Annotated in this window: 24 protein-coding genes and 1 pseudogene; 14 read left to right on the top strand and 11 right to left on the bottom strand. The window is 64.7% G+C overall.

What is annotated here, in order from left to right; translation table 11 throughout:
- Positions 1 to 126 precede the first annotated feature (126 nt).
- Entirely contained in the window at positions 127 to 507 is a 381-nt protein-coding gene (locus BVH06_RS22865; protein WP_013789416.1) for a RidA family protein, read from the top strand.
- Between the two features lie 40 nt (positions 508 to 547).
- On the opposite strand, the gene BVH06_RS22860 is transcribed toward BVH06_RS22865, so the two are convergent.
- Positions 548 to 1,405 carry an SDR family oxidoreductase gene (locus BVH06_RS22860; RefSeq protein WP_075935587.1) on the bottom strand — a complete coding sequence of 286 codons (858 nt, stop codon included), beginning with the start codon at positions 1,403 to 1,405 and terminating at the stop codon, positions 548 to 550.
- Positions 1,406 to 1,941: 536 nt separating this feature from the next.
- On the opposite strand from BVH06_RS22860, the pseudogene exbB reads away from it, so the two are divergent.
- From exbB to BVH06_RS22830, 6 genes and pseudogenes are all read left to right on the top strand, one after another.
- A pseudogene (gene exbB / locus BVH06_RS22855) lies at positions 1,942 to 2,706 on the top strand (tonB-system energizer ExbB); the annotation flags it as partial.
- 4 nt (positions 2,707 to 2,710) lie between these two features.
- The gene (exbD, locus tag BVH06_RS22850) at positions 2,711 to 3,139 is read left to right on the top strand and encodes a TonB system transport protein ExbD (protein ID WP_070885843.1); all 429 of its coding nucleotides are present in this window, start codon (positions 2,711 to 2,713) and stop codon (positions 3,137 to 3,139) included.
- Positions 3,136 to 3,879, top strand: a complete 744-nt coding sequence (locus tag BVH06_RS22845; RefSeq protein ID WP_075935585.1) for an energy transducer TonB — start codon at positions 3,136 to 3,138, stop codon at positions 3,877 to 3,879. Before exbD ends, BVH06_RS22845 begins: the two co-directional genes overlap by 4 nt.
- A gap of 142 nt (positions 3,880 to 4,021) precedes the next feature.
- Positions 4,022 to 4,945, top strand: a complete 924-nt coding sequence (locus BVH06_RS22840; RefSeq protein ID WP_075928452.1) for a hydrogen peroxide-inducible genes activator — start codon at positions 4,022 to 4,024, stop codon at positions 4,943 to 4,945.
- 8 nt (positions 4,946 to 4,953) lie between these two features.
- The gene (recG, locus tag BVH06_RS22835) at positions 4,954 to 7,029 is read left to right on the top strand and encodes an ATP-dependent DNA helicase RecG (RefSeq protein ID WP_075928451.1); all 2,076 of its coding nucleotides are present in this window, start codon (positions 4,954 to 4,956) and stop codon (positions 7,027 to 7,029) included.
- Between the two features lie 93 nt (positions 7,030 to 7,122).
- Positions 7,123 to 8,526 (top strand): aminoacyl-tRNA deacylase and HDOD domain-containing protein, encoded by a 1,404-nt coding sequence (locus BVH06_RS22830; protein ID WP_075928450.1) that lies wholly within the window; start codon positions 7,123 to 7,125, stop codon positions 8,524 to 8,526.
- Positions 8,527 to 8,568: 42 nt separating this feature from the next.
- Here the strand turns inward: BVH06_RS22830 and BVH06_RS22825 are convergent, their stop codons facing one another.
- The 4 genes from BVH06_RS22825 to BVH06_RS22810 all read right to left on the bottom strand — a co-directional run bounded on the left by BVH06_RS22825 (position 8,569) and on the right by BVH06_RS22810 (position 10,919).
- Positions 8,569 to 8,961: a helicase gene (locus BVH06_RS22825; protein WP_075928449.1), complete on the bottom strand. Its 393-nt coding sequence runs from the start codon at positions 8,959 to 8,961 to the stop codon at positions 8,569 to 8,571.
- 159 nt (positions 8,962 to 9,120) lie between these two features.
- On the bottom strand, positions 9,121 to 9,393 hold the full coding sequence (locus BVH06_RS22820; protein WP_013789407.1) for an HU family DNA-binding protein: 273 nt from the start codon (positions 9,391 to 9,393) through the stop codon (positions 9,121 to 9,123).
- A 167-nt stretch (positions 9,394 to 9,560) separates the two neighbouring features.
- Complete coding sequence (locus BVH06_RS22815; protein WP_075928448.1) at positions 9,561 to 10,709, bottom strand: FAD-dependent oxidoreductase; 1,149 nt, start codon at positions 10,707 to 10,709, stop codon at positions 9,561 to 9,563.
- A 42-nt stretch (positions 10,710 to 10,751) separates the two neighbouring features.
- Positions 10,752 to 10,919, bottom strand: a complete 168-nt coding sequence (locus tag BVH06_RS22810; RefSeq protein WP_075928447.1) for a rubredoxin — start codon at positions 10,917 to 10,919, stop codon at positions 10,752 to 10,754.
- 143 nt (positions 10,920 to 11,062) lie between these two features.
- Between BVH06_RS22810 and BVH06_RS22805 the strand changes: the two genes are divergently transcribed.
- From BVH06_RS22805 to BVH06_RS22775, 7 genes are all read left to right on the top strand, one after another.
- A complete protein-coding gene (locus BVH06_RS22805) occupies positions 11,063 to 11,605 on the top strand; it encodes a chorismate lyase (RefSeq protein ID WP_075935584.1) in 543 nt (180 codons plus the stop codon).
- Between the two features lie 55 nt (positions 11,606 to 11,660).
- Complete coding sequence (ubiA, locus tag BVH06_RS22800; protein ID WP_075935583.1) at positions 11,661 to 12,551, top strand: 4-hydroxybenzoate octaprenyltransferase; 891 nt, start codon at positions 11,661 to 11,663, stop codon at positions 12,549 to 12,551.
- A 101-nt stretch (positions 12,552 to 12,652) separates the two neighbouring features.
- Positions 12,653 to 13,342 carry a phosphate regulon transcriptional regulator PhoB gene (gene phoB / locus BVH06_RS22795; protein ID WP_070885833.1) on the top strand — a complete coding sequence of 230 codons (690 nt, stop codon included), beginning with the start codon at positions 12,653 to 12,655 and terminating at the stop codon, positions 13,340 to 13,342.
- A 52-nt stretch (positions 13,343 to 13,394) separates the two neighbouring features.
- Complete coding sequence (gene phoR, locus BVH06_RS22790; protein WP_075928444.1) at positions 13,395 to 14,702, top strand: phosphate regulon sensor histidine kinase PhoR; 1,308 nt, start codon at positions 13,395 to 13,397, stop codon at positions 14,700 to 14,702.
- A gap of 69 nt (positions 14,703 to 14,771) precedes the next feature.
- Complete coding sequence (locus tag BVH06_RS22785) at positions 14,772 to 16,112, top strand: hemolysin family protein (RefSeq protein ID WP_075928443.1); 1,341 nt, start codon at positions 14,772 to 14,774, stop codon at positions 16,110 to 16,112.
- Between the two features lie 235 nt (positions 16,113 to 16,347).
- Positions 16,348 to 17,106: a hypothetical protein gene (locus tag BVH06_RS22780; RefSeq protein ID WP_075928442.1), complete on the top strand. Its 759-nt coding sequence runs from the start codon at positions 16,348 to 16,350 to the stop codon at positions 17,104 to 17,106.
- A 137-nt stretch (positions 17,107 to 17,243) separates the two neighbouring features.
- On the top strand, positions 17,244 to 17,987 hold the full coding sequence (locus tag BVH06_RS22775; protein ID WP_075935582.1) for an endonuclease/exonuclease/phosphatase family protein: 744 nt from the start codon (positions 17,244 to 17,246) through the stop codon (positions 17,985 to 17,987).
- A gap of 18 nt (positions 17,988 to 18,005) precedes the next feature.
- On the opposite strand, the gene BVH06_RS22770 is transcribed toward BVH06_RS22775, so the two are convergent.
- The 6 genes from BVH06_RS22770 to tagQ all read right to left on the bottom strand — a co-directional run bounded on the left by BVH06_RS22770 (position 18,006) and on the right by tagQ (position 24,622).
- A complete protein-coding gene (locus BVH06_RS22770; RefSeq protein WP_075935581.1) occupies positions 18,006 to 18,902 on the bottom strand; it encodes a M23 family metallopeptidase in 897 nt (298 codons plus the stop codon).
- A gap of 161 nt (positions 18,903 to 19,063) precedes the next feature.
- Complete coding sequence (locus BVH06_RS22765) at positions 19,064 to 21,133, bottom strand: GGDEF domain-containing protein (RefSeq protein ID WP_075935580.1); 2,070 nt, start codon at positions 21,131 to 21,133, stop codon at positions 19,064 to 19,066.
- A gap of 2 nt (positions 21,134 to 21,135) precedes the next feature.
- Positions 21,136 to 21,999 carry an endonuclease/exonuclease/phosphatase family protein gene (locus tag BVH06_RS22760; protein ID WP_075935579.1) on the bottom strand — a complete coding sequence of 288 codons (864 nt, stop codon included), beginning with the start codon at positions 21,997 to 21,999 and terminating at the stop codon, positions 21,136 to 21,138.
- 22 nt (positions 22,000 to 22,021) lie between these two features.
- Positions 22,022 to 22,651 carry a thiol:disulfide interchange protein DsbA/DsbL gene (locus tag BVH06_RS22755; protein WP_075935578.1) on the bottom strand — a complete coding sequence of 210 codons (630 nt, stop codon included), beginning with the start codon at positions 22,649 to 22,651 and terminating at the stop codon, positions 22,022 to 22,024.
- A gap of 151 nt (positions 22,652 to 22,802) precedes the next feature.
- Positions 22,803 to 23,408 (bottom strand): cytochrome c, encoded by a 606-nt coding sequence (locus BVH06_RS22750; protein ID WP_075935577.1) that lies wholly within the window; start codon positions 23,406 to 23,408, stop codon positions 22,803 to 22,805.
- 335 nt (positions 23,409 to 23,743) lie between these two features.
- Entirely contained in the window at positions 23,744 to 24,622 is an 879-nt protein-coding gene (tagQ, locus tag BVH06_RS22745; RefSeq protein WP_075935576.1) for a type VI secretion system-associated lipoprotein TagQ, read from the bottom strand.
- Between the last annotated feature and the right edge of the window lie 120 nt (positions 24,623 to 24,742).

The raw sequence follows: 24,742 nt of genomic DNA, 5'->3' as shown, positions 1-24,742 counted from the left end.
CTGGAAGCGTCATCGCCTATCCAAAAGACGCAACGACGCGGGTCTTGGCTTGAGGCGGCGAACGCCAGCCTGTAGCCTGCCTGCGTTCGTCTTGCAGCCTGAGGCTGCCCTATCAAGGAGTTCTCCATGAGCAAGAGCGTCATCAACAGCGACAAGGCCCCAGCCGCCATCGGCACCTATTCCCAGGCCATCAAGGCCGGCAACACCGTCTACCTGTCCGGGCAGATCCCGCTGGATCCCAAGACCATGGAACTGGTTGAAGGCTTCGAAGCGCAGACCGTGCAGGTCTTCGAGAACCTCAAGTCGGTGATCGAGGCCGCCGGCGGTTCGTTCAAGGACGTGGTCAAGCTGAACATCTTCCTCACCGACCTCTCCCACTTCGCCACCGTCAACGAAGTGATGGGCCGCTACTTCCAGCAGCCCTATCCGGCGCGCGCCGCCATTGGCGTGGCCGCCCTGCCAAAAGGCGCCCAGGTGGAAATGGACGGCATTCTGGTCATCGACTGACCTTGCCGCGAGCCCGGAGCGCCGGCTCCGGGCGCTCCCTTCAGCGTTCCCGCAATACGGCGGCATAGCCCTCGCGATAGCTGGGGTATTGCGGCACCCAGCCCAGCGCCCGGGCCCGTGCGTTGCTGCAGCGCTTGCTGCCGGAGCGGCGCACTGCCGAATCCTCGGCCCAGTGTTCGACCCCGAGCTGTTCACGTAGCCAGCCGACCACCTCATGCAGCGGCGCCGGCTCGTCGTCCACGCCGATGTAGCAATCGTCCAGCGCTTTGCCCGCCAGATCGGCCTGCAGCAGAAAGGCCAGCAGACCGGCGGCGTCATCAGCATGAATGCGATTGCCGAACAGTGGCGGCTCGACCGACACCCGATAGCCCATACGCACCTGCTTGAGCAGCCATTCACGACCCGGCCCGTAGATACCCGTCAGGCGTACCACGGTAGCGGGTACACCGCTGCTCCAGGCCACCTGCTCGGCCTCGCGCATGATCCGCCCCGAATAGCCCTGCGCCTCGGCTGCCGACGTCTCGTCGACCCACTCCCCCCCCGCCTGACCGTAGACCCCACTGCTGGAGACGAACAGCAGCCGCTTGGGAAGCTGTCCGCGGGCCTGCAACCAGCCCAGCACGTGGCGCAGCCCATCGACGTAAGCCTGGCGATAGCCCGCTTCGTCATGCTGGGTGGCAGCGGCGCTGTACACCAGATAGTCCAGCTCTGTGCGGGGCCATTGGTCGGGGCAATCGGCGTGGTGCAGATCACCGGCTACCGGCACGATGCCTTCGGGCAATTCGGACACGCTGCGGCGCATGCCATAGACCTCCCAGCCCGCGCCATGCAGGCGCACGGCCAGCCGACCACCCACATCACCGCAACCGGCGATCAGCACCCTCGCAACTTTGCTCATCCGATCCTCTCTCAGCCTGGCAAGCACTCAAAAAAGCACTCACAAACGTAATAAAGTTACACTAACGCTTTCATGAACAAGAATTACTTGCAATAATGTTTAGCCTTTTTTTCCGCGCCGCCCCATGGCAGCGCAGGTCACCGCCCTCACATTTAGGTCCGGCAAGCATGAACTCTATCGCCCATAGCGCCAAGCCAACCAACGTCGCCGCACGGCCGCAACGCCTCGGCGCCTCTCTTGCCCTGCTGCTCAGCCTGATACTGGCCCCAATCGCGGGCTTTGCTGATCAGTCGGCGCCGGCGCAACCTGCGTCCAGCGCTCAAACCGCTGCCGGCACCAGCGCCCAGCAACCGTCCGCACAATCCGATGCGCCGCCGGCCGTACCAGCAGTCGACCCAGGCCTTGTAGAAGAAATGCAGGCCAGAATCGATGCGCTCGGCCCCGATGCCACACCTGAGCAAGTGAATCAGACTCGCGACCAATTCCTTCTGGAAAAGGGCGCGTCTCAGGAAACCATCGACAAGCTTCGCGAATTCAGCAGCTCTCTCGAGAAATTCGCCGCTGACAACGACGCCGCCGTCGAAGCCGAGCAAGCCTTCCACGACCTGTCGCCGTGGGGCATGTACCAGGGCGCCGACGTGGTCGTGAAAAGCGTGATGATCGGCCTGGTGCTGGCCTCGATCCTCACCTGGACCATCTGGATCGCCAAGACCATCGAGCTGGTGACCGCACGCCGCCGCCTGCGCCGCGAGATCGTCGAGCTCAAGGGCGCGCGCAACCTGGCCCAGGCCAGTGATCAAGCCCGCGCCAAGCACAGCTTCAGTGAAATCCTCATCGAGGACGCCCGCGAAGAACTGAAACTCTCGGCCACCAGCCGCGAGAAGGAAGGCATCAAGGAGCGCGTCAGCTTCCGCCTCGAACGCCTGGTCGGCGCTTGCGGTCGTGACATGAGCAAGGGCACCGGCGTGCTCGCCACCATCGGTTCCACCGCGCCCTTCGTGGGCCTGTTCGGTACCGTTTGGGGCATCATGAACAGCTTCATCGGCATCGCCAAAACCCAGACCACCAACCTTGCGGTGGTCGCCCCCGGCATCGCCGAAGCCCTGCTGGCCACAGCGCTGGGTCTGGTCGCGGCGATTCCCGCGGTGATCATCTACAACGCCTTCTCGCGCTCGATCAGTGCCTACAAGGCCCAGGTCGCCGACGCCTCGGCCCAGGTGCTGCTGCTGGTGAGCCGTGATCTGGACATGCTGCCGGGCCATGATCGCGCCCAGCAGCCTCACGTGGTCAAGGTGGGTTAAGACCATGGGGCTTCATCTCAACGAAAACGGCGGCGACGATCTCCAGGAAAACCACGAGATCAACGTCACGCCCTTCATCGACGTGATGCTGGTGCTGCTGATCATCTTCATGGTCGCCGCGCCACTGGCCACCGTCGACGTCAAGATCGACCTGCCCGCCTCCAGCGCCAAGCCGGCGCCGCGGCCGGAGAAGCCGATCTACTTGAGCATCAAGGAAGACAAGAAGCTGTTCCTCGACAACGACGAGGTGCAGCCTGCCATGCTCGGCGCCGCCCTGGACAAGCTGACCCAGAACGACAAGGAAAAGACCATTTTCGTGCGCGGTGACAAGGGCGTCGAATACGGCGACCTGATGGAAGTCATGGACACCCTGCGCGGCACTGGTTACCTGAAGATCGGCCTGGTTGGCCTGGAGACGGTCGGCGCGCAATGAAGAAATCCAGCCGCACGTTTTCCTGGGGCGCCAGCCTGGTCATCGTGGTTGGGCTGCACGTTGGCCTGTTCCTCTGGGCCATGTACTGGCAGCCCCAGGCAACGCCCATCGAGCTACCGCCACCAGCGGCGATGATCGTCGAGCTGGAGCCCTTGCCGCCAGCTGCGCCCAAGCCTGCACCGCCGCCGCCGCCGGAAGTGGTTCCGGAGGAGCCCGAGCCGCAGCCGAAAATCGCCGAAGCGCCGAAGCCCACGCTGGCGGTCACACCGCCCAAGCCGAAGCCCAAGCCAAAGCCGCCGAAACCCAAGCCGCCCGAACCCAAGCCACCGGAGCCTCAGGAGCAGCCGCCAGAAGAGGCGCCGCCAGCACCGCCAGCCCCGGCAGAAGCCAAACCGGCCGCACCGCAGCAGGCACCGGTCAGTTCGCCGAGCAAGGCGGAAAGAACCTGGCAGAGCGAACTGCTGGCCCACCTGGCCAAGTACAAGCGCTACCCCGAAGACGCGCGTCGTCGCGGCCTCGAGGGGGTCAATCGCCTGCGTTTCGTGGTCGATGCCGACGGCAAGGTGCTGTCGTACACGCTGGTGGGCAAGTCCAGCAGTGCATCGCTGGATCGAGCCACCCTGCAGATGATTCGTCGCGCGCAGCCGTTGCCCAAGCCGCCCGCGGAAGTGCTGAAGAACGGCAGCATCGAAATCGTCGCCCCGTTCGTCTATTCGCTGGAGCGCGGCCGCAGCCGCTGACCCCAGCCCTGCCTCTGCCCCGGCACCCGCCGGGGCAGCGCTTTTACAAGCCGCGTGCGGCGGACATCTCTTGAGCACCCTGAGTGGTTGGTTCCATTGAAGACAGCGGCTATGCTTGGCGCCATCTCAATGGATTAAGACTATGACCCTCACCGAACTGCGCTATATCGTGACGCTCGCCCAGGAACAGCACTTCGGCCGCGCGGCGGAGCGTTGTCACGTCAGCCAACCCACGCTGTCGGTGGGCGTGAAGAAACTCGAGGACGAACTCGGCGTATTGATCTTCGAGCGCAGCAAGAGCGCCGTGCGCCTGACTCCCGTCGGCGAGGGCATCGTCACCCAGGCGCAGAAGGTGCTGGAACAGGCCCAGGGCATTCGCGAGCTGGCCCAGGCCGGCAAGAACCAGCTGGCCGCGCCGCTGAAGATTGGCGCCATCTATACCGTCGGCCCGTACCTGTTTCCTCATCTGATCCCGCAGTTGCACCGCGTGGCCACCCAGATGCCGCTGTACATCGAGGAAAACTTCACCCACGTGCTGCGCGACAAGCTGCGCACCGGCGAACTGGACGCGATCATCGTCGCCCTGCCGTTCCAGGAAGCCGACGTGCTGACCCTGCCGCTGTACGACGAACCCTTCTACGCGCTGTTGCCGGCGGATCATCCGTGGACGGCCATGCAGACGATCGACACCAAGCTGCTCAACGACAAGAGCCTGCTGCTGCTCGGCGAAGGCCACTGTTTCCGTGACCAGGTACTGGAAGCCTGCCCGACGCTGCGCAAGGGCGAGGAACACGCCAAGCACACCACGGTGGAATCCAGTTCGCTGGAAACCATTCGCCACATGGTTGCCTCGGGCCTCGGCGTATCGATCCTGCCGTTCTCGGCCGTCGACAGTCACCATTACGCACCCGGCGTGATAGAAGTTCGCCCGCTCAGCCCGCCAGCCCCCTTCCGCACCGTGGCCATCGCCTGGCGTGCCAGCTTCCCGCGCCCCAAGGCCATCGAAGTGCTGGCCGACTCCATCCGCCTGTGCTCGGTCGCCAAGCCACTGCCACGTAACGCCTGAGGACCGCGATGAGCGAGCTGTCGACGGTTTCCGTTACCGATCTCAAGGGCGTTGGGGCAGCCCTGGCGGAAAAGCTCGCCAAGGTCGGCCTGGAAACCCTGCAGGACATCCTCTTCCACCTGCCGCTGCGCTACCAGGACCGCACCCGCATCGTGCCCATCGGCGCCCTGCGCCCCGGCCAGGATGCGGTGGTCGAAGGCACCGTGTCAGGGGCCGACGTGGTCATGGGCAAACGCCGCAGCCTGCTGGTACGCCTGAACGATGGCAGCGGCACGCTGAGCCTGCGTTTCTACCATTTCAGCAATGCCCAGAAGGAAGGCCTCAAGCGGGGTACCCAAGTGCGCTGCTACGGGGAAATCCGCCCCGGCTCATCCGGCCTGGAAATCTACCATCCCGAGTACCGCGCGCTGACCGGTGACGAACCGCCAGCCGTGGAACAGACCCTGACGCCGATCTACCCGACCACCGAAGGCCTGACCCAGCAGCGTTTGCGCCAGCTCAGCGAACAGGCGCTGGCGCGCCTCGGCCCGCACAGCCTGCCGGACTGGCTGCCCCGGGAGTTGGCCAGGGAGTACGAATTGGCGCCGCTGGATCAGGCGATTCGCTACCTGCATCGCCCGCCACCGGACGCCGACCTGGAGGAACTCGCCGAGGGCCGTCACTGGGCCCAGCATCGGCTGGCCTTCGAGGAGCTGCTCACCCATCAGTTGTCGATGCAGCGCCTGCGCGAAAGCGCGCGCGCCCAGCAAGCACCCTCGCTGCCGGTCGCCAAGCGCCTGCCACAGCGTTTTCTCGACAACCTCGGGTTCAAGCCCACCGGCGCGCAACAGCGCGTGGGTGCAGAAATCGCCTACGACCTCAGCCAGCACGAGCCGATGCTGCGCCTCGTGCAGGGCGATGTCGGCGCTGGCAAGACAGTGGTGGCCGCGTTCGCGGCGCTGCAGGCCATCGAGGCCGGCTACCAGGTGGCGCTGATGGCGCCCACCGAGATCCTCGCCGAGCAGCACTACATCAACTTCACCCGCTGGCTGCAGCCCCTGGGCCTGGAAACCGCCTGGCTGGCCGGTAAGCTCAAGGGCAAGGCGCGCGCCGCCGCGCTGGAGCAGATCGCCGCCGGCGCGCCCATGGTGGTCGGCACTCACGCGCTGTTCCAGGATGAAGTGCGCTTTCGCAACCTGGCCCTGGCGATCATCGACGAACAACACCGCTTCGGCGTGCAGCAGCGCCTGGCCCTGCGCCAGAAGGGCGTGGGCGGCCGGCTCAGCCCGCATCAGCTGATCATGACCGCGACGCCGATCCCGCGCACCCTGGCGATGAGCGCCTATGCCGACCTGGACACCTCGATCCTCGACGAACTGCCGCCCGGTCGTACCCCGGTGAACACCGTATTGGTCGCCGACAGCCGCCGCTTCGAGGTGGTCGAGCGGGTGCGCTCGGCGTGCAACGAAGGCCGCCAGGCCTATTGGGTCTGCACGCTGATCGAGGAATCCGAAGAGCTGACCTGCCAGGCGGCGCAAACCACCTACGAGGATCTGGCCGCCGCACTGGTCGGCCAGCAGGTTGGGCTGATCCACGGGCGCATGAAGCCGGCCGAGAAAGCGGCGGTGATGGATCAGTTCAAGCAGGGGCACCTGCAACTGCTGGTGGCCACCACGGTGATCGAAGTGGGCGTCGACGTACCCAACGCCAGCCTGATGATCATCGAGAACCCCGAACGCCTCGGCCTGGCCCAGCTGCACCAGTTGCGTGGCCGGGTCGGGCGAGGCAGCGCGGCAAGCCATTGCGTGTTGCTCTACCACCCGCCACTGTCGCAGATCGGCCGCGAGCGGTTGGGCATCATGCGCGAAACCTGTGACGGCTTCATCATCGCGGAGAAGGATCTGGAGTTGCGCGGCCCCGGAGAAATGCTCGGCACTCGACAAACCGGCCTGTTGCAGTTCAAGGTAGCCGATCTGATGCGTGACGCCGACCTGCTGCCGGCGGTACGCGATGCCGCCCAGGCGCTGCAGGAGCAATGGCCGCAGCATGTCAGCCCGCTGCTGGAGCGCTGGCTGCGCCACGGGCAACAATATGGGCAAGTGTGAGCGAGACGGGACGATGGTCGCCTCGAACGGTTACGTCGTCAGCTTGCTGGTTATACTTGGGACGTTGCGTTCCCTTTGAAGACGGAATACGTCATGACTGAACTCGCCATCGCCGACACCTCCCCCCAACCGCCTCACGTAATCCGTCAGCTGCTGGAGAAACTCGGTGTGACTTATCAGGCCCGCCACGATCAACCCGGCATCCCGGCTGCGCAACGCGTGCAGACCGTGCTGCTGGAAGACGCCGTGGGCGCTCTGCTGGTGCTGTTCCCGCAGAATCAATTGCTCGACCTCAACCGCCTTGCCGAACTGACCGGACGCAAGCTGACGGCCGTCAAGCCCGAGCGCCTCAACCGCATGCTCGGCAAGCATGACCTGGCGCTGCTGCCGGGCATTCCGGCGCTGACCAGCTCGCCCTGCCTTTATGACGAGCGCCTGCTCGACGTGCCGACCCTGTACATCCAGTCCGGCCAGCAAGGCGTGCTGCTGGAAATCGGCACCGAGGCCTTCAAGGGCCTGCTGGGCAAAGCCAGCGCCGCGCGCTTCGGCGAGCCGGCGAGCAAGGTGCGCCCCAACTTCAGTCGCCCCGAAGACGACCGTCAGGAGATCAGCCAGGCGGTGCAGGCGTTCACCGCACGCCGCATCCAGCAGCGCCTGGAGGAAACCATCGAAATTCCACCGCTGGCCGAAACGGCGCAGAAGATCATCAAGCTGCGGGTCGACCCCAATGCCACGGTCGACGACATCACCGGCGTCGTGGAAACCGATCCGGCACTGGCCGCTCAGGTGGTCAGTTGGGCGGCCTCGCCGTATTACGCGGCGCCCGGCAAGATCCGATCGGTCGAGGACGCCATCGTGCGCGTGCTGGGCTTCGACCTGGTGGTCAACCTGGCCCTCGGCCTGGCCCTGGGCAAGACTCTCAGCCTGCCTAAGGATCAGCCACAACAGGCCACGCCGTACTGGCAGCAGGCAATCTACACCGCCGCCGTGATCGAAGGCCTGACCCGCGCCATGCCCCGCGCACAGCGCCCGGAAGCCGGCCTGACCTACCTGGCCGGCCTGCTGCACAACTTCGGCAACCTGGTGCTGGCGCACGTGTTCCCGCCGCACTTCTCGCTGATCTGCCGGCACCTGGAGGTCAACCCGCACCTGCCGCACAGCTACATCGAGCAGCACCTGCTGGGCATCAGCCGCGAGCAGATCGGCTCCTGGCTGATGCGCTACTGGGACATGCCCGAGGAATTGGCGGTTGCCCTGCGCTTTCAGCATGACCCCAGCTACGCCGGCAACCATGCCACCTACCCGAACCTGGTTTACCTGGCGGTCAGCCTGCTGCACAACCGTGGCATCGGCAACGGCCCGGAGCGCGAGATCCCGGCAAGCCTGCTGGACAACCTGGGTATCACCCGCGACAAGGCCGAGGAAGCGCTGAACAAGGTGCTGGCCGCCGAAGTCGCCCTGCGCGACCTCGCCACGCAGTTCGGCTCGCCGCACTGACCCGCCACCGCAGCCCGCGATCAGCGGGCCGCGGCAATCGCCTCAGGCCGCTTTCTTGTCGGCCGTGCGCTTCCTGGGCCGCAGGTATTTGGTCAGGCCCTGGAACCAGATCACCAGGGCCGGGTTGCCCTGAATCTGAATGTCCTTGTTCTGAATGCCCTGCATGAACGCCAGTTGCTTGTTCTGGGCGGTCAACGTGGCGTAGCCGTAGGCACCATCCTTGAAACCGATGGCGAAGGCCGGCGCGCTGGCGAGGCCGCGCTTGCTGGTGATGCGCTGATTCTCGACGATGAAATGACGGGCGACCTTGCCGTCCAGGGTGTGCAGCTGGAATACCAGATCGCGACCTTCCAGCTGCTGGCGAAACGCGGGATTGTCACGGCTGGCCTTGGCCATCAGACGACCCAGCATCCACAGAAGAAAACGAAATTTCATGGCATGGCCCGTTAGCGCGAATGAAAGAGCCACGCATTGTAGCGACCTACCCGAAGCCTGACAGCCGGGTGCGGTGGACGTGCTGGCGGATGGTGAAGGTCTGCTGAGGTTTCAACGCCGCGGCGCAACCCCGGGCGAAACCTCAGCAGGCCTGCGGACTCAGTTGATCGAGTCCTTGAGGGCCTTGCCCGGTTTGAAGGCAACGGTGTTGCTGGCCTTGATCTTCACCGGCTGACCGGTTTGCGGGTTCTTGCCGGTACGGGCGCCGCGGTGGCGCTGCACGAAGGTTCCGAAGCCGACCAAGGTGACGCTGTCCTTGCGGTTCAGTGCCCCGGTGATTTCTTCGAGAACGGCGTTGAGTACACGATTGGCCTGATCCTTGGTCAGATCAGCTTTTTCCGCGATTGCGGCGGCGAGTTCCGGTTTACGCATGATTGCCTCATTTACGGTTTGTTGTTGTTGTGTTCCGCGCCCTGGCGCCAATGCGCGCCGACAGCTCTACGCTGCGGCCAGGCCTGGGGAGAATGGCATGCTCTGGGGGGCTCCGCCAGCCCTGCACCAGGCTAAATCCGCCATTTTGTCGAATGGACGGCAGATCGCTACGCCAGCAGAGCCGGCAGCTCGCGGTTGAGCGCCAGGCGCTCCTGCACCGCCGAGCCGGTGAGCGCGTAGCCCAACAGGCCGCCGTTAGCATCGTGACACAGGGCGCGGATATCGGTTGCGCTGCCTTCGACCGTCCAGTGCCCCTGCGTGCCCCGCGGCGGCGGCGAGACCACCAGCGGGCAGGCCGGGGTCTTCACGGTGACTGGCATGGCGCCATAGCTTACCTCGCTCGGCGTGCCGGCCAGGGTCTTGGCCAGCGCCCGGGCGCCGGCCATCAGCGGCATCACGTAGAGCAGGTTGAGGCCATCGACCTCGGCGCAATCGCCCAGAGCGTAGATATGTTCGTGGGAGGTGCGCAGCAAACGGTCGACCACGATGCCCCGGTTCACCGCCAGGCCAGCTGCGGCCGCCAGTTCGGTGCGGGGGCGCAGGCCGACGGCCGAAATCACCGCATCGCAGGCAATCGTGCGGCCATCGGATAAGTGCGCTTCGAGCCCACTGGCCGCGTGCTGCAGGCGACTGACCACTGGGCCGAGGTGAACGCGCACACCCAGCGCTTCGAGGCTGCCCTGCACCGCGGCAGCGGCTTCGACCGGCAACAGGGCCGGCATCAGTTGCTCGCAGGGCGCTACCAGGTCAACTTCATAGCCGCCCAACGACAGATCGTTGGCGAACTCGCAGCCGATCAGCCCGGCGCCCAGGATCAGCACCTTGCGCTTGCCCTCGACGGCCTGGCGAAACCGCCCATAGCCCTGCAGATCGTTGACCGTGAACAACTGATCAGCGGCATCACCCTCGACAGGCACGCTGAGCACCTCGGCGCCCCAGGCCAGCACCAGGTCGCGATAGGCCACGGCTTCCTCGCCGATCCACAGGCGGCGGTGGCCGGGATCGATGCCGGTGACCCGGGTGTGCGTCCACACCTGGGCCGCGAGCTGCTCGGCCATGGCGCCCGGCTCGGCCATGCACAGGCCGTCGGCATCCTTGTTCTTACCGAAGCCGGTGGACAGCATCGGCTTGGAATACGAGCGCCCATCGTCGGCGGTAATCAGCAGCAATGGCGTTTCGCTGTCCAGCTTGCGAAATTCGCGGGCCAGGTTGTAGCCGGCCAGACCGGTGCCGATGATGACGACGGGATCACTCATTGCTTGCTCCTATTACGACGGTTGATGGGCGGGGCTGCCCACTCAGTTGATTTCGATCATCTCGAAGTCCATCTTGCCCACGCCGCAATCGGGGCATAGCCAGTCCTCGGGCACGTCTTCCCAGCGGGTGCCGGGGGCGATGCCGTCATCCGGCCAACCTTCGCGTTCGTCATAGATCAGTCCACAGACCACACATTGCCACTTCTTCATACAGGCTCTCCGGCGCTAATCACGGTCATTGCGCGGGCACGCTACCGCAATGCCTCGCGATCGCCAAGCGGCCGCGACGAATGCCCGAGGGCCCGCAACGCCCATGGTAGACTCTGCGCTCCGCCCCACCGCGAACCTGCACCGTGCCCCCTTCCGCCCTGCACACACCCACCTGGCTCACCCGCGATAAGCTATCGGCCCCGCCCTCGGCCAGCGTCTGCGACTGGCTGTTCGACGAGCGCTCGCTGACCCGGCGGCTGACCGAACTGTCCGCGAACGGTTTCAGCGTGACGCCGCTGCGCGAGGGCTGGCTGGCCCTGCGTGACGACGAATGCGCGGCCCTGGACGTATCGCCGGGCAGTACCGGCTGGGTGCGCGAAGTCTACCTGCGCGGCAATGGCCAACCCTGGGTGTTCGCCCGCAGCGTGGCTGCCCGGCAGGCGCTGGAAGGCTCGGGCCTGGATCTTCAGCAACTGGGCAGCCGCTCGTTGGGCGAGCTGCTGTTCAGCGACCAGGCCTTTACTCGCGGCGAACTGCAAGTCTGCCGCTACCCAGGCGCCTGGCTACCGGCAGAAGCCTTACAGGATAAATTGTGGGCGCGGCGCTCGTGCTTTCGTCGCGAACAGCTGGCCGTGCTGGTCGCCGAAGTTTTCCTGCCGGCCTTCTGGCCCGCAGCGAGCCGCTGACCCCGCAGCGGCGCGGCGCCGTATAATCCGTGCACCGCGCCAGGAGAACCGCTCGATGTACATTCGTCTGCTGCAATCGCTCAATCACCTGCACCCACGTATCTGGGACTTCCTGCAGCTGACGCGCATGGACAAACCCATCGGTATCTACCTGCTGCTGTGGCCGACGCTATGGGCGCTGTGGATCGCCGCCGAAGGCATGCCGAGCATCAAGAACCTGGTGATCTTCGTGACCGGCGTGGTGCTGATGCGCGCCGCCGGCTGCGTGATCAACGATTACGCCGACCGCAACTTCGACGGCCACGTCAGCCGCACAAAGGCGCGTCCGCTGGCCAGCGGCAAGGTCACCGCGCGCGAGGCGCTAATCCTCTTCGCCGTGCTGGTGGCCCTCAGCTTCGCCTTGGTACTGCTGACCAACGCCACCACCGTCTGGCTGTCGTTCGGAGCCCTGGGCGTGGCGGCGTTGTACCCGTTCATGAAGCGCTACACCTATTACCCCCAAGTGGTGCTCGGCACCGCGTTCTCCTGGGGCATGCCGATGGCCTTCACCGCCGAGACTGGCGAGCTGCCGGCGGCGGCCTGGTTGCTGCTGCTCGCCAACGTGATCTGGACCGTGGCCTACGACACCTACTACGCCATGGCCGACCGCGAGGACGACCTGAAGATCGGCGTGAAATCCACGGCGATCCTGTTCGGTGATGCAGACCGGGTGATCATCTTCGGCCTGCAGGGCCTGACCCTTCTGTGCCTGCTGCTGGCCGGGGGGCGCTTCGAACTGGGCCTGTACTTCCATCTCGGCCTGCTGGTAGCCGCCGGCTGCTTCGCCTGGGAGTTCTACATGACCCGCCAGCGCGAACCGATGGTCTGCTTCCGGGCCTTCCTGCATAACCACTGGGCCGGGCTGGCGATCTTCCTGGGCATCGTGCTCGACTATGGCTTGCGCTGAGCAGCGCCAGCACGAACGCTTGCCGCACAGCTGTCATATCGCTGCAATAATTCCGTTATCTAATGCGCCGCATGACAGTTGAATGAACCGAGGCTCAACCCATGGTTGGCAAGAACATCCTGATCGTCGATGACGAAGCGCCAATCCGCGAAATGATCGTGGTAGCGCTGGAAATGGCCGGGTACGAGTGCCTGGAAGCGGAAAACACCGGGCAGGCACACGCGATCATCGTCGACCGCAAACCCGACCTGATCCTGCTCGACTGGATGCTGCCCGGCACATCGGGCATCGAGCTGGCCCGGCGCCTGAAGCGCGATGAGCTGACCGGCGACATCCCGATCATCATGCTCACCGCCAAGGGTGAAGAGGACAACAAGATCCAGGGCCTGGAAGTCGGCGCCGACGACTACATCACAAAGCCCTTTTCGCCGCGCGAGTTGGTTGCCCGCCTCAAGGCCGTGCTGCGCCGCGCCGGCCCCAGCGACAGCGAAGGGCCGATCGAAGTGGGCGGCCTGCTGCTCGACCCGATCAGCCACCGCGTGACTATCGACGGCAAACCGGCCGAGATGGGCCCGACCGAATACCGCCTGCTGCAGTTCTTCATGACGCACCAGGAGCGCGCCTACACCCGCGGGCAGTTGCTCGATCAGGTGTGGGGCGGCAACGTCTATGTCGAGGAACGCACCGTCGACGTACACATCCGCCGCCTGCGCAAGGCGCTGGGCGAGGCCTATGAAAATCTGGTGCAGACGGTACGCGGCACCGGGTATCGTTTCTCCACCAAGGGCTGAACGATAGCCTGCAACTCACCATCACAGGGATCGGCTGGCGGATGAGCGAAACGTGACGAGCAACTGGCGTGGCGCCATAACCCGCCGCTTGGTGCTGCTGATCGCAGCCTGCCTGGCCGCCGGGGTGATCACCGGCGAATATGCCTGGGCCATCGCCATCGGCCTGGCCGCTCACCTGCTATGGAACCTCAGCCAGCTGCTGCGACTGCACACCTGGCTCAAGGATCACCAGCCCGACGAACCACCGCCCGACGGCTATGGCCTGTGGGGCGAGGTATTCGACAGCATCTACCACCTGCAGCGCCGTAACCAGCGGGCCCGCGGGCGCCTGCAGGCGGTGATCGACCGCGTGCAGGAATCCACCGCAGCATTGCGCGATGCGGTGATCATGCTCGACAGCCACGGCAACCTGGAATGGTGGAACAAGGCCTCGGAAACCCTCTTGGGCCTGAAAACGCCCCAGGACAGCGGCCAGTCGATCACCAACCTGGTGCGCGACCCACGCTTCAAGGACTACTTCGAACGCGGCAATTTCCTCGAGCCCCTCGAGCTGCCTTCGCCGGTCAACCCACGCAAGCAGCTACAACTCAACGTCACCCGCTACGGCAACGAGGAACATCTGATGCTGGTGCGCGACGTCACGCGTCTTCACCAGTTGGAGCAGATGCGCAAGGATTTCGTCGCCAACGTGTCCCACGAACTGCGCACACCGCTGACGGTGATTTCCGGCTATCTGGAAACCCTCCACGACAACGTCGACGACATCAACCCACGCTGGCGCCGTGCCCTGCAGCAAATGCAGCAGCAAGGCGCTCGTATGCAGGGCCTGCTCAACGACCTGCTGCTCCTGGCCAAGCTGGAAGCCACCGACTACCCCTCCGACAACCACCCGGTGGCGGTCGACGGGCTGCTACAGACCATTCGCAACGATGCCCTCTCGCTATCCGCTGAGCGCAATCATCGGATCAGCCTCGAGGCCGACGCAGGCCTCAAGCTCAAGGGCAGTGAGTCGGAGTTGCGCAGCGCGTTTTCCAACCTGGTGTTCAACGCCGTGAAGTACACCCAGGCAGAGGGCGAGATCCGCATTCGCTGGTGGCAGGACGACCAGGGTGCGCACCTATCGGTACAGGACACCGGCCCCGGTATCGAGGCCAAGCACCTGCCACGCCTGACCGAGCGCTTCTACCGGGTCGACTCCAGTCGCGCCAGCCATACCGGCGGCACTGGCCTCGGCCTGGCCATCGTCAAGCACGTGCTGCTGCGCCACCGCGGTGGGCTGGAAATCACCAGCGTGGTCGGCAAGGGCAGCCTGTTCACCTGTAATTTCCAGCCGGCGCAGATCGCCCCGCCGAGCCGCTGAATAGGGCCCTATTGCAAAGCGCTCGCCCAGGCCCCACCCTTTAGCAACATCCGGTCACACGAACCCCTTATGGATCCCTCTACGAGCGTCTCCTTCTCCAGTTATTTCGCTGACATGGGCCTGGTGCTGTTCGCCCTGTTCCTGGTGCTGCTCAACGGCTTCTTCGTGGCCGCCGAGTTCGCCATGGTCAAGTTGCGAGCCACCAAGGTCGAGGCCCTGGCCAAGAAAAACGGCTGGCGCGGGCATATCCTGCGCACCGTGCACAATCAGCTCGACGCTTATCTCTCTGCCTGCCAACTGGGCATTACCCTGGCCTCCCTGGGCCTGGGCTGGGTGGGTGAACCGGCCTTCGCGCACTTGCTCGAACCATTGCTGACCTCGATCGGCATCGAATCGCAGAAGCTGATCCACGGGATCGCCTTCTTCACCGCGTTCTTCATCATTTCCTACCTGCACATCGTGATCGGCGAGCTGGCTCCGAAATCCTGGGCGATCCGCAAGCCGGAACTATTGTCGCTGTGGACGGCTGCGCCGCTGTATCTGTTCTACTGGGCCATGTACCCGGCGATCTTCCTGCTCAACGCCAGCGCCAACGCCATCCTGCGCATCGCCGGCCAGGATCAGCCGGCCGGGCATCACGAGCACCATTACAGCCGCGACGAACTCAAGCTGATCCTGCACTCCAGTCGCGCCAGCGACCCGAGCGATCAGGACATGCGCGTGCTCGCCTCTGCCGTGGAGTTGGGCGAGCTGGAGGTGGTCGACTGGGCCAACTCCCGCGAAGACCTCGTCTATCTGGAACTCAATGCCACGCTGGACGAGGTGTTCAGCCTGTTCCGACGCCACAAGTACAGCCGCTTCCCGATCTACGACGAAGCCGCGGGCGAGTTCGTCGGCGTGCTGCACATCAAGGACCTGCTGCTGCACCTGTCGCTCCTGGAAATGCTGCCATCGACCCTGCGCCTGGCCGAGCTGATGCGCCCGATTGAGAAGGTCAGCCGCAACCTGCCGTTGTCCGATCTGCTGGAGCAGTTCCGCAAGGGCAGCGCTCACTTCGCACTGGTCGAGGAAGCCGATGGCAAGGTGATTGGCTACCTGACCATGGAAGACGTGCTCGAGGCCCTGGTCGGCGATATCCAGGACGAGCATCGCAAGACCGAACGCGGCATCCTCGCCTACCAGCCCGGCAAGCTGCTGGTGCGCGGCGACACACCACTGTTCAAGCTCGAGCGGCTGCTGGGCATCGACCTCGACCATATCGAGGCCGAGACCCTTGCCGGTCTGATCTACGAAACCCTCAAGCGCGTGCCCGAGGAAGAGGAATCGTTGGAAGTCGCCGGCCTGCGACTGATAGTCAAGAAGATGAAAGGCCCGAAAATCCTCCTGGCCAAGGTCATCAAGCTCGACTGATACCGGTGAACCGGGGGCTGCGTATCGATCCGCCAGGCGCTGTTCATCGCCGCCGCGGCGACCTGACCGATCGGTCATATATGGCAGGTGAGCAGCGCCGACCCTGCCTTTCAAGACAAGCACTTACGACCGTTCGTCGGCTTCCTCGAATACCCATGGCAGGTGGGCAGTCCACCGCGAGCATCGATTGGATCGGTGCACGCCATCACATGAACAGACTGCCAAGGATTCAGCCATGCAACTCAATGGAATCACTTCGAAAACTGCCCTCGCCCTGTGCCTCGCTGGCGCTTCCCATGCCTACGCCGACTCGATCACGGACCCGATTTCGACCATCGGTGTGATCGGCTCGCACAACCAGTACAAATTGAGCGCCTTTGGCGAGAGCGACAAGGAACGCCTGAACCAGGGCGGCCTGTTCTACAACTTCGGCAACAAGCTGACCGGCCATGAAGGCTTCATCTACCAGGCCGGTATCGAAGGCCAGTACCGCAAGAAGGACGACGACGAATACAAGGCGGCCCGCGCCGACCTGGACCTGGGCCTGCGCGCTGCGCTGAGCACCAACAACTACGTCGACTTCATCGTGGGTGGTGGCTACGACTGGGGTCGTATCGAGCAGGACGATGTCGCGCCATTCGGCAACGACGTCAAGCTGACCAGCAAATCCCCGTTCGCCAAGGCGGGCATCGGCTACAACTACCTGACCCCGGATTACACCGTGCGCCTGGAAGCCGGTGCGCGCTACTCGCTCGACGCCGAAGCCAAGCTGAAAGTCAGCGGCGAAGGCAGCGACACCGTCGATCTGAAGGACAAGGCCAACCCGTACGCCGAACTGACCGTGCTGTGGAACAAGGGCATCAACAACCTGCCGATCAGCACCAGCCTGTACTACACCCGCACCAACTACAAACTCGACAGCGACACCGTGCTGGCGGAAAACAGCAAGCTCAAGCAAGAGCAGGTTGGCCTGAAGGTCGGCCTGGCGTTCTGATCACGCCGCTGTGAACGAATCGCCCGGCTTGCCCGGGCGATTCGCGTTGTGGCTGGCGTACCGCGCATGCTGACCACGGGCGTCAGGTATACTTGGCCGCTGCTGCAGCGCCTCCTTTCTTCACGCCTTCCGATTCCATGTCGCTCAATATCGCCTCCATCAATATCGAACGCTCCCGCCACCTGGCGCGCGTCGAAGCTTTGATCGTGCGCGAACGCCCGGACCTGCTCTGTCTGCAGGAACTGTGCGAGCGCGACATTCCATTCTTCGAAGCCCTGATGGGCGGGCCCATGGTCTTTGCACCAATGGCGCGCTACCCCGATGAAGGCCCGGCCAATGTGGTGGGCATCGGCATGCTGGCCCGTGGCGAGGCGCTGCTCGATGTAACGGCCGAGTACTACTCGGGCAACCCGGAGCACATTCAGGAGATGACGTTCTTCACCACCGAGGGCCGGCGTGTGGCCGACCCGCGGAGCATCGCCGAAGTCATGCTCAGTGCCACGGTTCGCGGCTTTCGCGTCTCGACCACCCACCTCAACGTCACCCCGTTCGGCAGCTCTACGCCGTATCAGCGCGAAAGCGCCGGCAAACTGATCATGCTGGCCGAGGCGCAAGCCCATGGCGCCGGCGGCCTGTTGCTGACCGGCGACTTCAACGCACCGCGCGGGCGCGCCACCTTCGATTTGATCGCCGAGCGCTTCATCGACGGGGTGCCGGCGCACTACACCAGCAGCATCGACGGCTCGCTGCACCGTGCCGGCGAGATTCCGTTCATGGTCGATGGGCTGTTCCACACGCCGGGCTATCACCTGGAAGACGCCAGGATGACCAGCGGCGTGTCCGACCACTGTGCATTGAGTTGTCGCCTAGGCAAGGCCTGACCGCACGGGCTGATGGTTTCAGTCGCCGCCCACGGCGAAATTGGGCAGGCTGTCCACCGGCTGGGCGAACTCGAAGGGGATCGACTCCAGCGCCATGCCCACGTTGCGCTGCACCACGAAGTGCAGGTGCGGGCCGGTACTGTTGCCGGTATTGCCGGAGCGACCGATCGGCGCACCGACCGCAACGCGCTGCCCCTCGCGCACGTTGACCGAACCCTGCATCAGGTGCAGGTAAACGCCCATGGTGCCGTCGTCATGCAGGATGCGCACGAAGTTGCCGGACGGGTTGGTGCCACGCCCGCTCTGGGCGTTCTCGGTCTTGACCACCATCCCGGCGCGCGCCGCGATGATCGGCGTACCTTCGGGCATGGCGATGTCCAGGGCGTAACGGCCCTTGGGCGTGAAGTGGCTGTACTGGCCGTTGGCGCCCTGGGTCAGGCGAAACGGCCCACCGCGCCACGGCAGTGGGTAAGCCTGCTTGATCGGCAACAGCCGCGGGTCGCCCAGGGCGTAATTGAGCTTCGGCGTGTAGCGCAGCGGCTTGGCAGGATCCAGCGGCGCCAGGGTGGCCAGGCGAATCTCGCTGCGCGGCGGCAGCACCCAGTTGATCGGTTTGCCCGGCGCGCCACTGACGTTGCTCAACTGCTCCAGCTTGAGTTCCACCTGCACCGGCGCATACAGATCGTTGCGCACCAGCAGGGTTTCGCCGGCAGCATGTTTGCGGGTCTCCAGCTTCACCTGGTTGTCGAGCTTCTCGACCATGCGGTCGCTGAACACGAACACCTTCGCACCGGGTGCCGCCTGGTCACTGTAGGTGACCACGCCATTGGCATCGGTGTACTTGTAGACGGTCAGCGCACTCGCCTGGCAGGCGAACGCAGCGAGTCCCAACAGCAGCGAGAGGCGCCCTAGCATAAGAAGTCGATCTGGTTATCAAGTGTTCGGCAGGTGCAAGACTAGCAGCGCCGTGATGGCCAGGCGACTGCCGGCGCTGCGCTTTGCGACAACCGGCACACGCCGGGCGTGCCTGGCGCACAGAAGGGATGAATGGCGGCGCAGCCAGAATTCGGCAGGACTCAGCCCACCTCGATACGGTTGCGCCCGCCGCGTTTGGCGCGATACAGGGCCTGGTCGGCGCGCTCGAACACCTGCTCGCTACGCTCGGCGCTGCTGAACGAGCTGATGCCGCCTGACAGGGTGATGGTCACGCGTTCGCCCTTGAAGTGAAACGGGCAGTTCTCGATCGCCGAACGCAAGGTGTCGAGCAACTTCAGCCCACCGTCCAGGGGCGTCGACGGGATCAGCAACACGAACTCCTCGCCGCCGAAGCGCGCGATGAAATCGGTCTTGCGCAGCCGCTTGAGCAATTCACCAGCGATGATCTTCAACACCTTGTCGCCAGCCAGGTGACCGTAGTCGTCATTGATGCGCTTGAAGTGATCGATATCCAGCACCGCCAGCAGCAAATCGCCGCCGTAGCGCTGCAGGCGCGCCAGCTCCAGATCCAGGCGCTCGGTCCAGGCCGCCCGGTTGGGCAGCCCGGTGAGCGGGTCGAGTAGCGCCTTCTGGCGTTGCTCCTCGAGATGATCACGAAAGCCTTTGGCCTCCAGCTCCATGCTGGCCACCCGGTCGACCAGGATCTGCAGGCGCTCGCCAACCTGCAACTCGCGGGCATCGCGCTGCTGCTGGTACTGGCTCATGGTGCCGAGCAGACCGCTGAGGCGGTTCTCCACCAGCTCCTTGAGGTTGTCGAGGTCGGTAGCCGCCTGCACGCTGCTGTGCAGGCCGTCGACCTGCTGGCGCAGCTCGCTGTCCAGGCTGCGCGCCGCCTCGGCGGAATCGGCGTAGTCGGTGTGCACGTCCTGCAGGCTGCCCTGGAAGGCGGCGAGACGTTCGTTGAGCTGCTTGAGATAACCCTCGAACTCGCGCTGGCCCACGTCGGCGATCGCCAGCATCAGCACTGCCAGGTCGTCGAGTACCGGCACCAGCTCGTACATGTTCAGCCCGGCGGTGATGCGCTGGCGCAGCGCGTCGGCCTGGCCTTGATGGCGCTCGGGCAGCGGCAGCTCTTCCAGCAGCTTCAGCAGGCTGCCTTCCACGTGGCTGGCGATGGCGCTGTAGCCCGGCTCGGGCGCCGGCGGCAGGGCGTATTCGGGATCGGCCTGCGCCATCGCCTCATCGCCGGCGGTCACCTGGGGCTCAGCTTCCTGAACCGGCTCGGCCACTGTGGCGGGCACGGCGACAGGCTCGGTAGAGGCTTTGGCCGCGGGAGATGGCATCAACAGGGCCGACGACAGCGGCAGGCTGTCCAACATCACGCGGCTGACGACAGCAGGCGCACTGGCAACCACAGGTGCTGGTGCTGGTGCTGGTGCTGGTGCTGGTGCTGGTGCGACGACAGGTTGTGGTGAAAACGCTGTAGACGACAGCGGCGCCGCCTCGGCAATAACGGCAGGCGCCGCCTCCACCTGCGTTACGGCTTGCGGTTGCTGTTCAGCCACCACCCGTTCGGCCACCGGCGGCTCGACGGACGCGGCTTCGCTGGAGGCAGGTGCAACCTGCTCATCCGCTGCCACTGGCGTAGCGGGGGTCTCGGACTCGCTGCCAGCCGCCGGGCCGGCGCTGTCTCGGCTGCCGAACAACCGCTCGATAAAACCGGGCCGCTCGACCTGCTCGCCGCCCAGCGCCTGCAAGGCCTGCTGCTGCAGCAGGCCGAGTTCGGCCAGCAGCGCCGGCATTTCCCGCGACTGCCGGGCACGTTGCTCGACCTGCTTGGCAAAGCGCTTGAGCGACTTGCGCACATCACCTGGTAAATCCGTCTTCAACAGCTGCGCCACCAGGCTCGCCATGCCACTGGCGACCTGCTCGATGCGCTGCTGGCGGCGTTGCTCGGAATCCAGAACGGTCTTTTCCAACCGTGGAATCAGGGCACTGAGGCCGGCGTCCATATCGTCACGGCGCAGGATCTCGCGAAGATCCTGCATGCACTGGTCAACCGACTTGTCGGAGCCTTCGGCGGCCAGGCTGCTGCGCACCAGGCCACGGCGCAGCAGGTCGATGCGCATGTCCCAACGCCGCTCGAGCTTTTCCTGCTGCTCGATATTGGCAAGGTACTTCTCGCGCCAGCGTTTGGCGTCGTCGGCCATGCTCAGGGCTCCTGTACACGAGGCGTCAACGGTGGCGTGAGGGTATTGGGCAGGCGAATCTCCACGGCCACTGGCAGGTGGTCGGAGATCGGCTGGGCCAGCACCTGGAAGCGCTCGAGTTCCAGGCCCGGGCTGAGCAGAATATGGTCGAGGCAGCGCTGCGGGCGCCAGCTCGGAAAGGTCGCCTCGACCTGGGGGGCGAGCAAGCCGAGATCGCGCAGCGGCGAATGCTCCAGCAGGTCGATGGCGTGGGTGTTCATGTCGCCCATGAGAATCTGGTGGCGATAACCGCCGATCAGCTCACGGATATAGGCCAGCTGCCGGGTACGGGTACGGGCGCCCAGTGCCAGGTGCATCATTACCACGGCGATGGCGTCATCACCCTCGCCGATGCGCAGCAGGATCGCCCCACGACCGGCCGGGCCGGGCAGCGGGTGATCTTCCAGCAGGGTCGGTCGCAGACGGCTGAGCAACCCGTTGCTGTGCTGGGCGAAACGCCCCAGGTTGCGGTTGAGCTGCTGGTACCAGTAGGGAAAGGCACCCATGCGCGCCAGGTGCTCGACCTGATTGATGAACCCGGAACGCACGCTGCCGCCGTCGGCTTCCTGCAGGGCGACGATGTCGTAGTCGCCAAGCAGGTCGCCGATGCGCTGCAGATTGCCGGCGCGGCCCTGATGCGGCAGCAGGTGCTGCCAGCCGCGGGTCAGATAATGGTGGTAGCGCTCGGTACTGATACCGACCTGGATGTTGAAGCTGAGCAGGCGCAAGCGCCCGTCTTCCGGCCACTCGCTGTCCGGGGTGCAGTCGGGGTTGACCTGTGGGTCACACAGGCCAGCCTGACGGGGCATCGAGCGGCGACGCAGCATGGCAGGCGCTCCGATAGATCGATTACTTGGCGGCGCGCTCTTTGGCGATCAGGTGATCGGCAACCTGCAGGGTCTGCTCCGGGCCACCCGAGCTGGAGATGTCGAAACGGTACTTGCCGTTGACGATCATCACCGGCACGCCGTTGATCTGGTAGGCCATGGCCAGTTTCTTGGCCTTTTCCATCTGGCTCTTCACGCCAAAGGAGTTGTAGGCCTTGAGGAAGGCGTCACGGTCGATGCCCTGGGTGACCAGGAAATCTGCCATTTCTTCCGGGGTTGCCAGCTTGCGACCTTCCTTGTGGATGGCGCGGAACACGGCGTCGTGCACCTTGTGCTCGACCTTCATGCTTTCCAGGGTGATGAACATCTGGCCGTGGGCGTTCCACAGGCCGCCGAACAGGGCGGGAATGCGCACGAAGTTGACGTCGGACGGCAGCTTCTCGACCCACGGGTTGAGGGTCGGCTCGAACTGGTAGCAGTGCGGGCAGCCGTACCAGAACAGCTCGACGACTTCGATCTTGCCGGGCTTGGAAATCGGTACCGGGTTGCTCAGCTCGACGTACTGTTCGCCAGCTTGGATATCGGCGGCGTGGGCGGTAACGCCGAACAGGCTGGCAGTGGCCAGAACCGCGGAGAGGATCAGATTACGCATGCATGACTCCTAACGATGAAGGTGCTGCGGACAGCTCTGGTTCGACTGGTCGCCACCCGGCAGGTTCCTGACATTGTAGCGGGCTCGCCAACGAAAAAGGGTGGCCACCGCCACCCTTTTTTTCACCGCTCGGCAAATGCCGATCAACGCCTCAGTGCAGCCCCTGAACGTAGCTAGACACCGCCTCGATATCCTTGTTGCTGAGCTTGGCGGCGATATCGCGCATGATCATCGCGTCGCCGTCGTTGCTGCGCTCGCCTTCACGGAAAGCAGTCAACTGCTTGGCGATGTAAGCGGCGTGCTGGCCGCCCAGGTGTGGATAACCCGCCGTGGCGATGCCCGCGCCGTCGGGCGAGTGACAGCCGGTGCAGGCCGGCATGCCCTCGGCCAGCTTGCCGCCGCGAAACAGCGCCTGGCCGCGCTCGACCAGCGCCGCATCGGCCGCGCCAACGCTCATCTTCTGGCTGGCGAAATAGGCCGCGACGTCGGCCATGTCCTGCTCGCTCAGCGGCTCGAGCATGCCGGTCATTTCCACCACCGGTCGGGCGCCGGACTTGATGTCCTGCATCTGCTTGAGCAGGTAGCGCTCACCCTGGCCGGCCAGCTTGGGAAAGTTGGCAAGCGCACTGTTGCCATCGACCCCGTGACAGGCCCCGCAAACCACCGCCTTGGCCTGCCCCGCGGCCGGATCACCCGCCGCCTGAGCAGCCCCGGCCAGGCCCAGCGCCAGCAGCAGACTCACTATTGTATTGTTCATCAGCTCATCCAAACGGCTAAGAGAAGTGTTATGAACCGGGGCGTTCCACCCACCGCATCAGGCGGCGGTGCGGAAATACTCAAGCCGCGCGTTTCTGCACGAACCTTGGGGCGGCATGGCCTGGGGATGACGCGCCACTCGGCACGCCCCCTGCCCTGCACCCTAACAGCCTGGTCACCCACTCGGCACCCGCCATGATTGCTCAGCGCGGCGGGCCCGATAATGACCGGCATCAATCACCCATGCAGATTACCGCTCGACTCGCTCGGTGAGAGGCCAGGAACGACAGGCATAAAAAAACCGCGCCAGGCGCGGTCTTTTTGGTGCAGCGGGGGTCAGGCCTTGCAGCTGGCCGGTGCCCAGTCGCCCATGTCCGGGTTGTTGCACACGTCGCTGATCAGCGTACGGCCACGGCTGGCCACCTGCTGGCTTTCCTTCTGCTTGGCCTGGGCCTTCTGCAGCGATTGCTCGGTGGTGATCACTTCCTTGGTGACCTTGGCGGTCGGCTTCGGCTGCTTGGCGGTGGCCACCTTGGTCACTTCCTTACGCTCGACGCCCACGGTCTGCAGGTCTTTCTCGTAGGCCTGGGTGTACGTGTTGACGTTCTCGCCGGTGCGACCGTCGACCTTGGCCAGCAGGGCGTTGGTCTCGTTCAGGCCGCTGACGATCTCGGCCAGGCGCTTGCGGCCATCGGCGTCACTGATCTTGTTGGCCTTGCGGTCGGCGCGCAGCTGGGTGAACGCCTGCTGGTAGCAGCTCTGGGCGGCCGTGGCGTAACGGATGTTGCGGTCGATGTTCTGGTTGTTGGTGTTGATGTCGGTGGCGTAGGAGGCCAAGCGCGCATTGTCGTCGCTGATCTGCTGCTGGCGCTGGTTGTAGTACGCCAGGGCGCCACCGGCCAGGGCGCCACCGGCAGCACCGATGGCAGCGTTGCGGCCACGCTTCTCGTCATCGACCAGGGCACCACCGAGGGCGCCCATCAGACCGCCGGTGACGGCGCCAATGGCGACGCTGCGGCTCATCGCGTCGTCGGAGCTGCGCAGCTGGGTGACCGGCTCGTAGCACTGCGGGAAGTATTCGGCCTTGGTGGTCGAAGCGACCTGGGAGCTTGGCGAACCGGCGCAACCGACCAACAGCACGCTGGTGCAGGTAACGGCAGAAATCAGCGCAGTGCGTATCGAGGAAAAAGCGGGGGCCTTGTTGAAAGTTTGCATCGTCGTCGATCTCGTACTTGAGTGAGCGTTTATTCCATTCAGGCGGGGCCGGGTGACACCACCTGCGTTTTCACGGCGACAGCCGTGGAGTTGCCACATCGGCACCGGCCGCTCGCCAGT

Origin of the sequence: Pseudomonas sp. PA27(2017), from assembly GCF_001945445.1 — a bacterium.
In the GTDB taxonomy this organism is placed as follows: Bacteria; Pseudomonadota; Gammaproteobacteria; order Pseudomonadales; family Pseudomonadaceae; genus Aquipseudomonas.
This window is presented reverse-complemented; position numbering and strand designations above follow the sequence as displayed.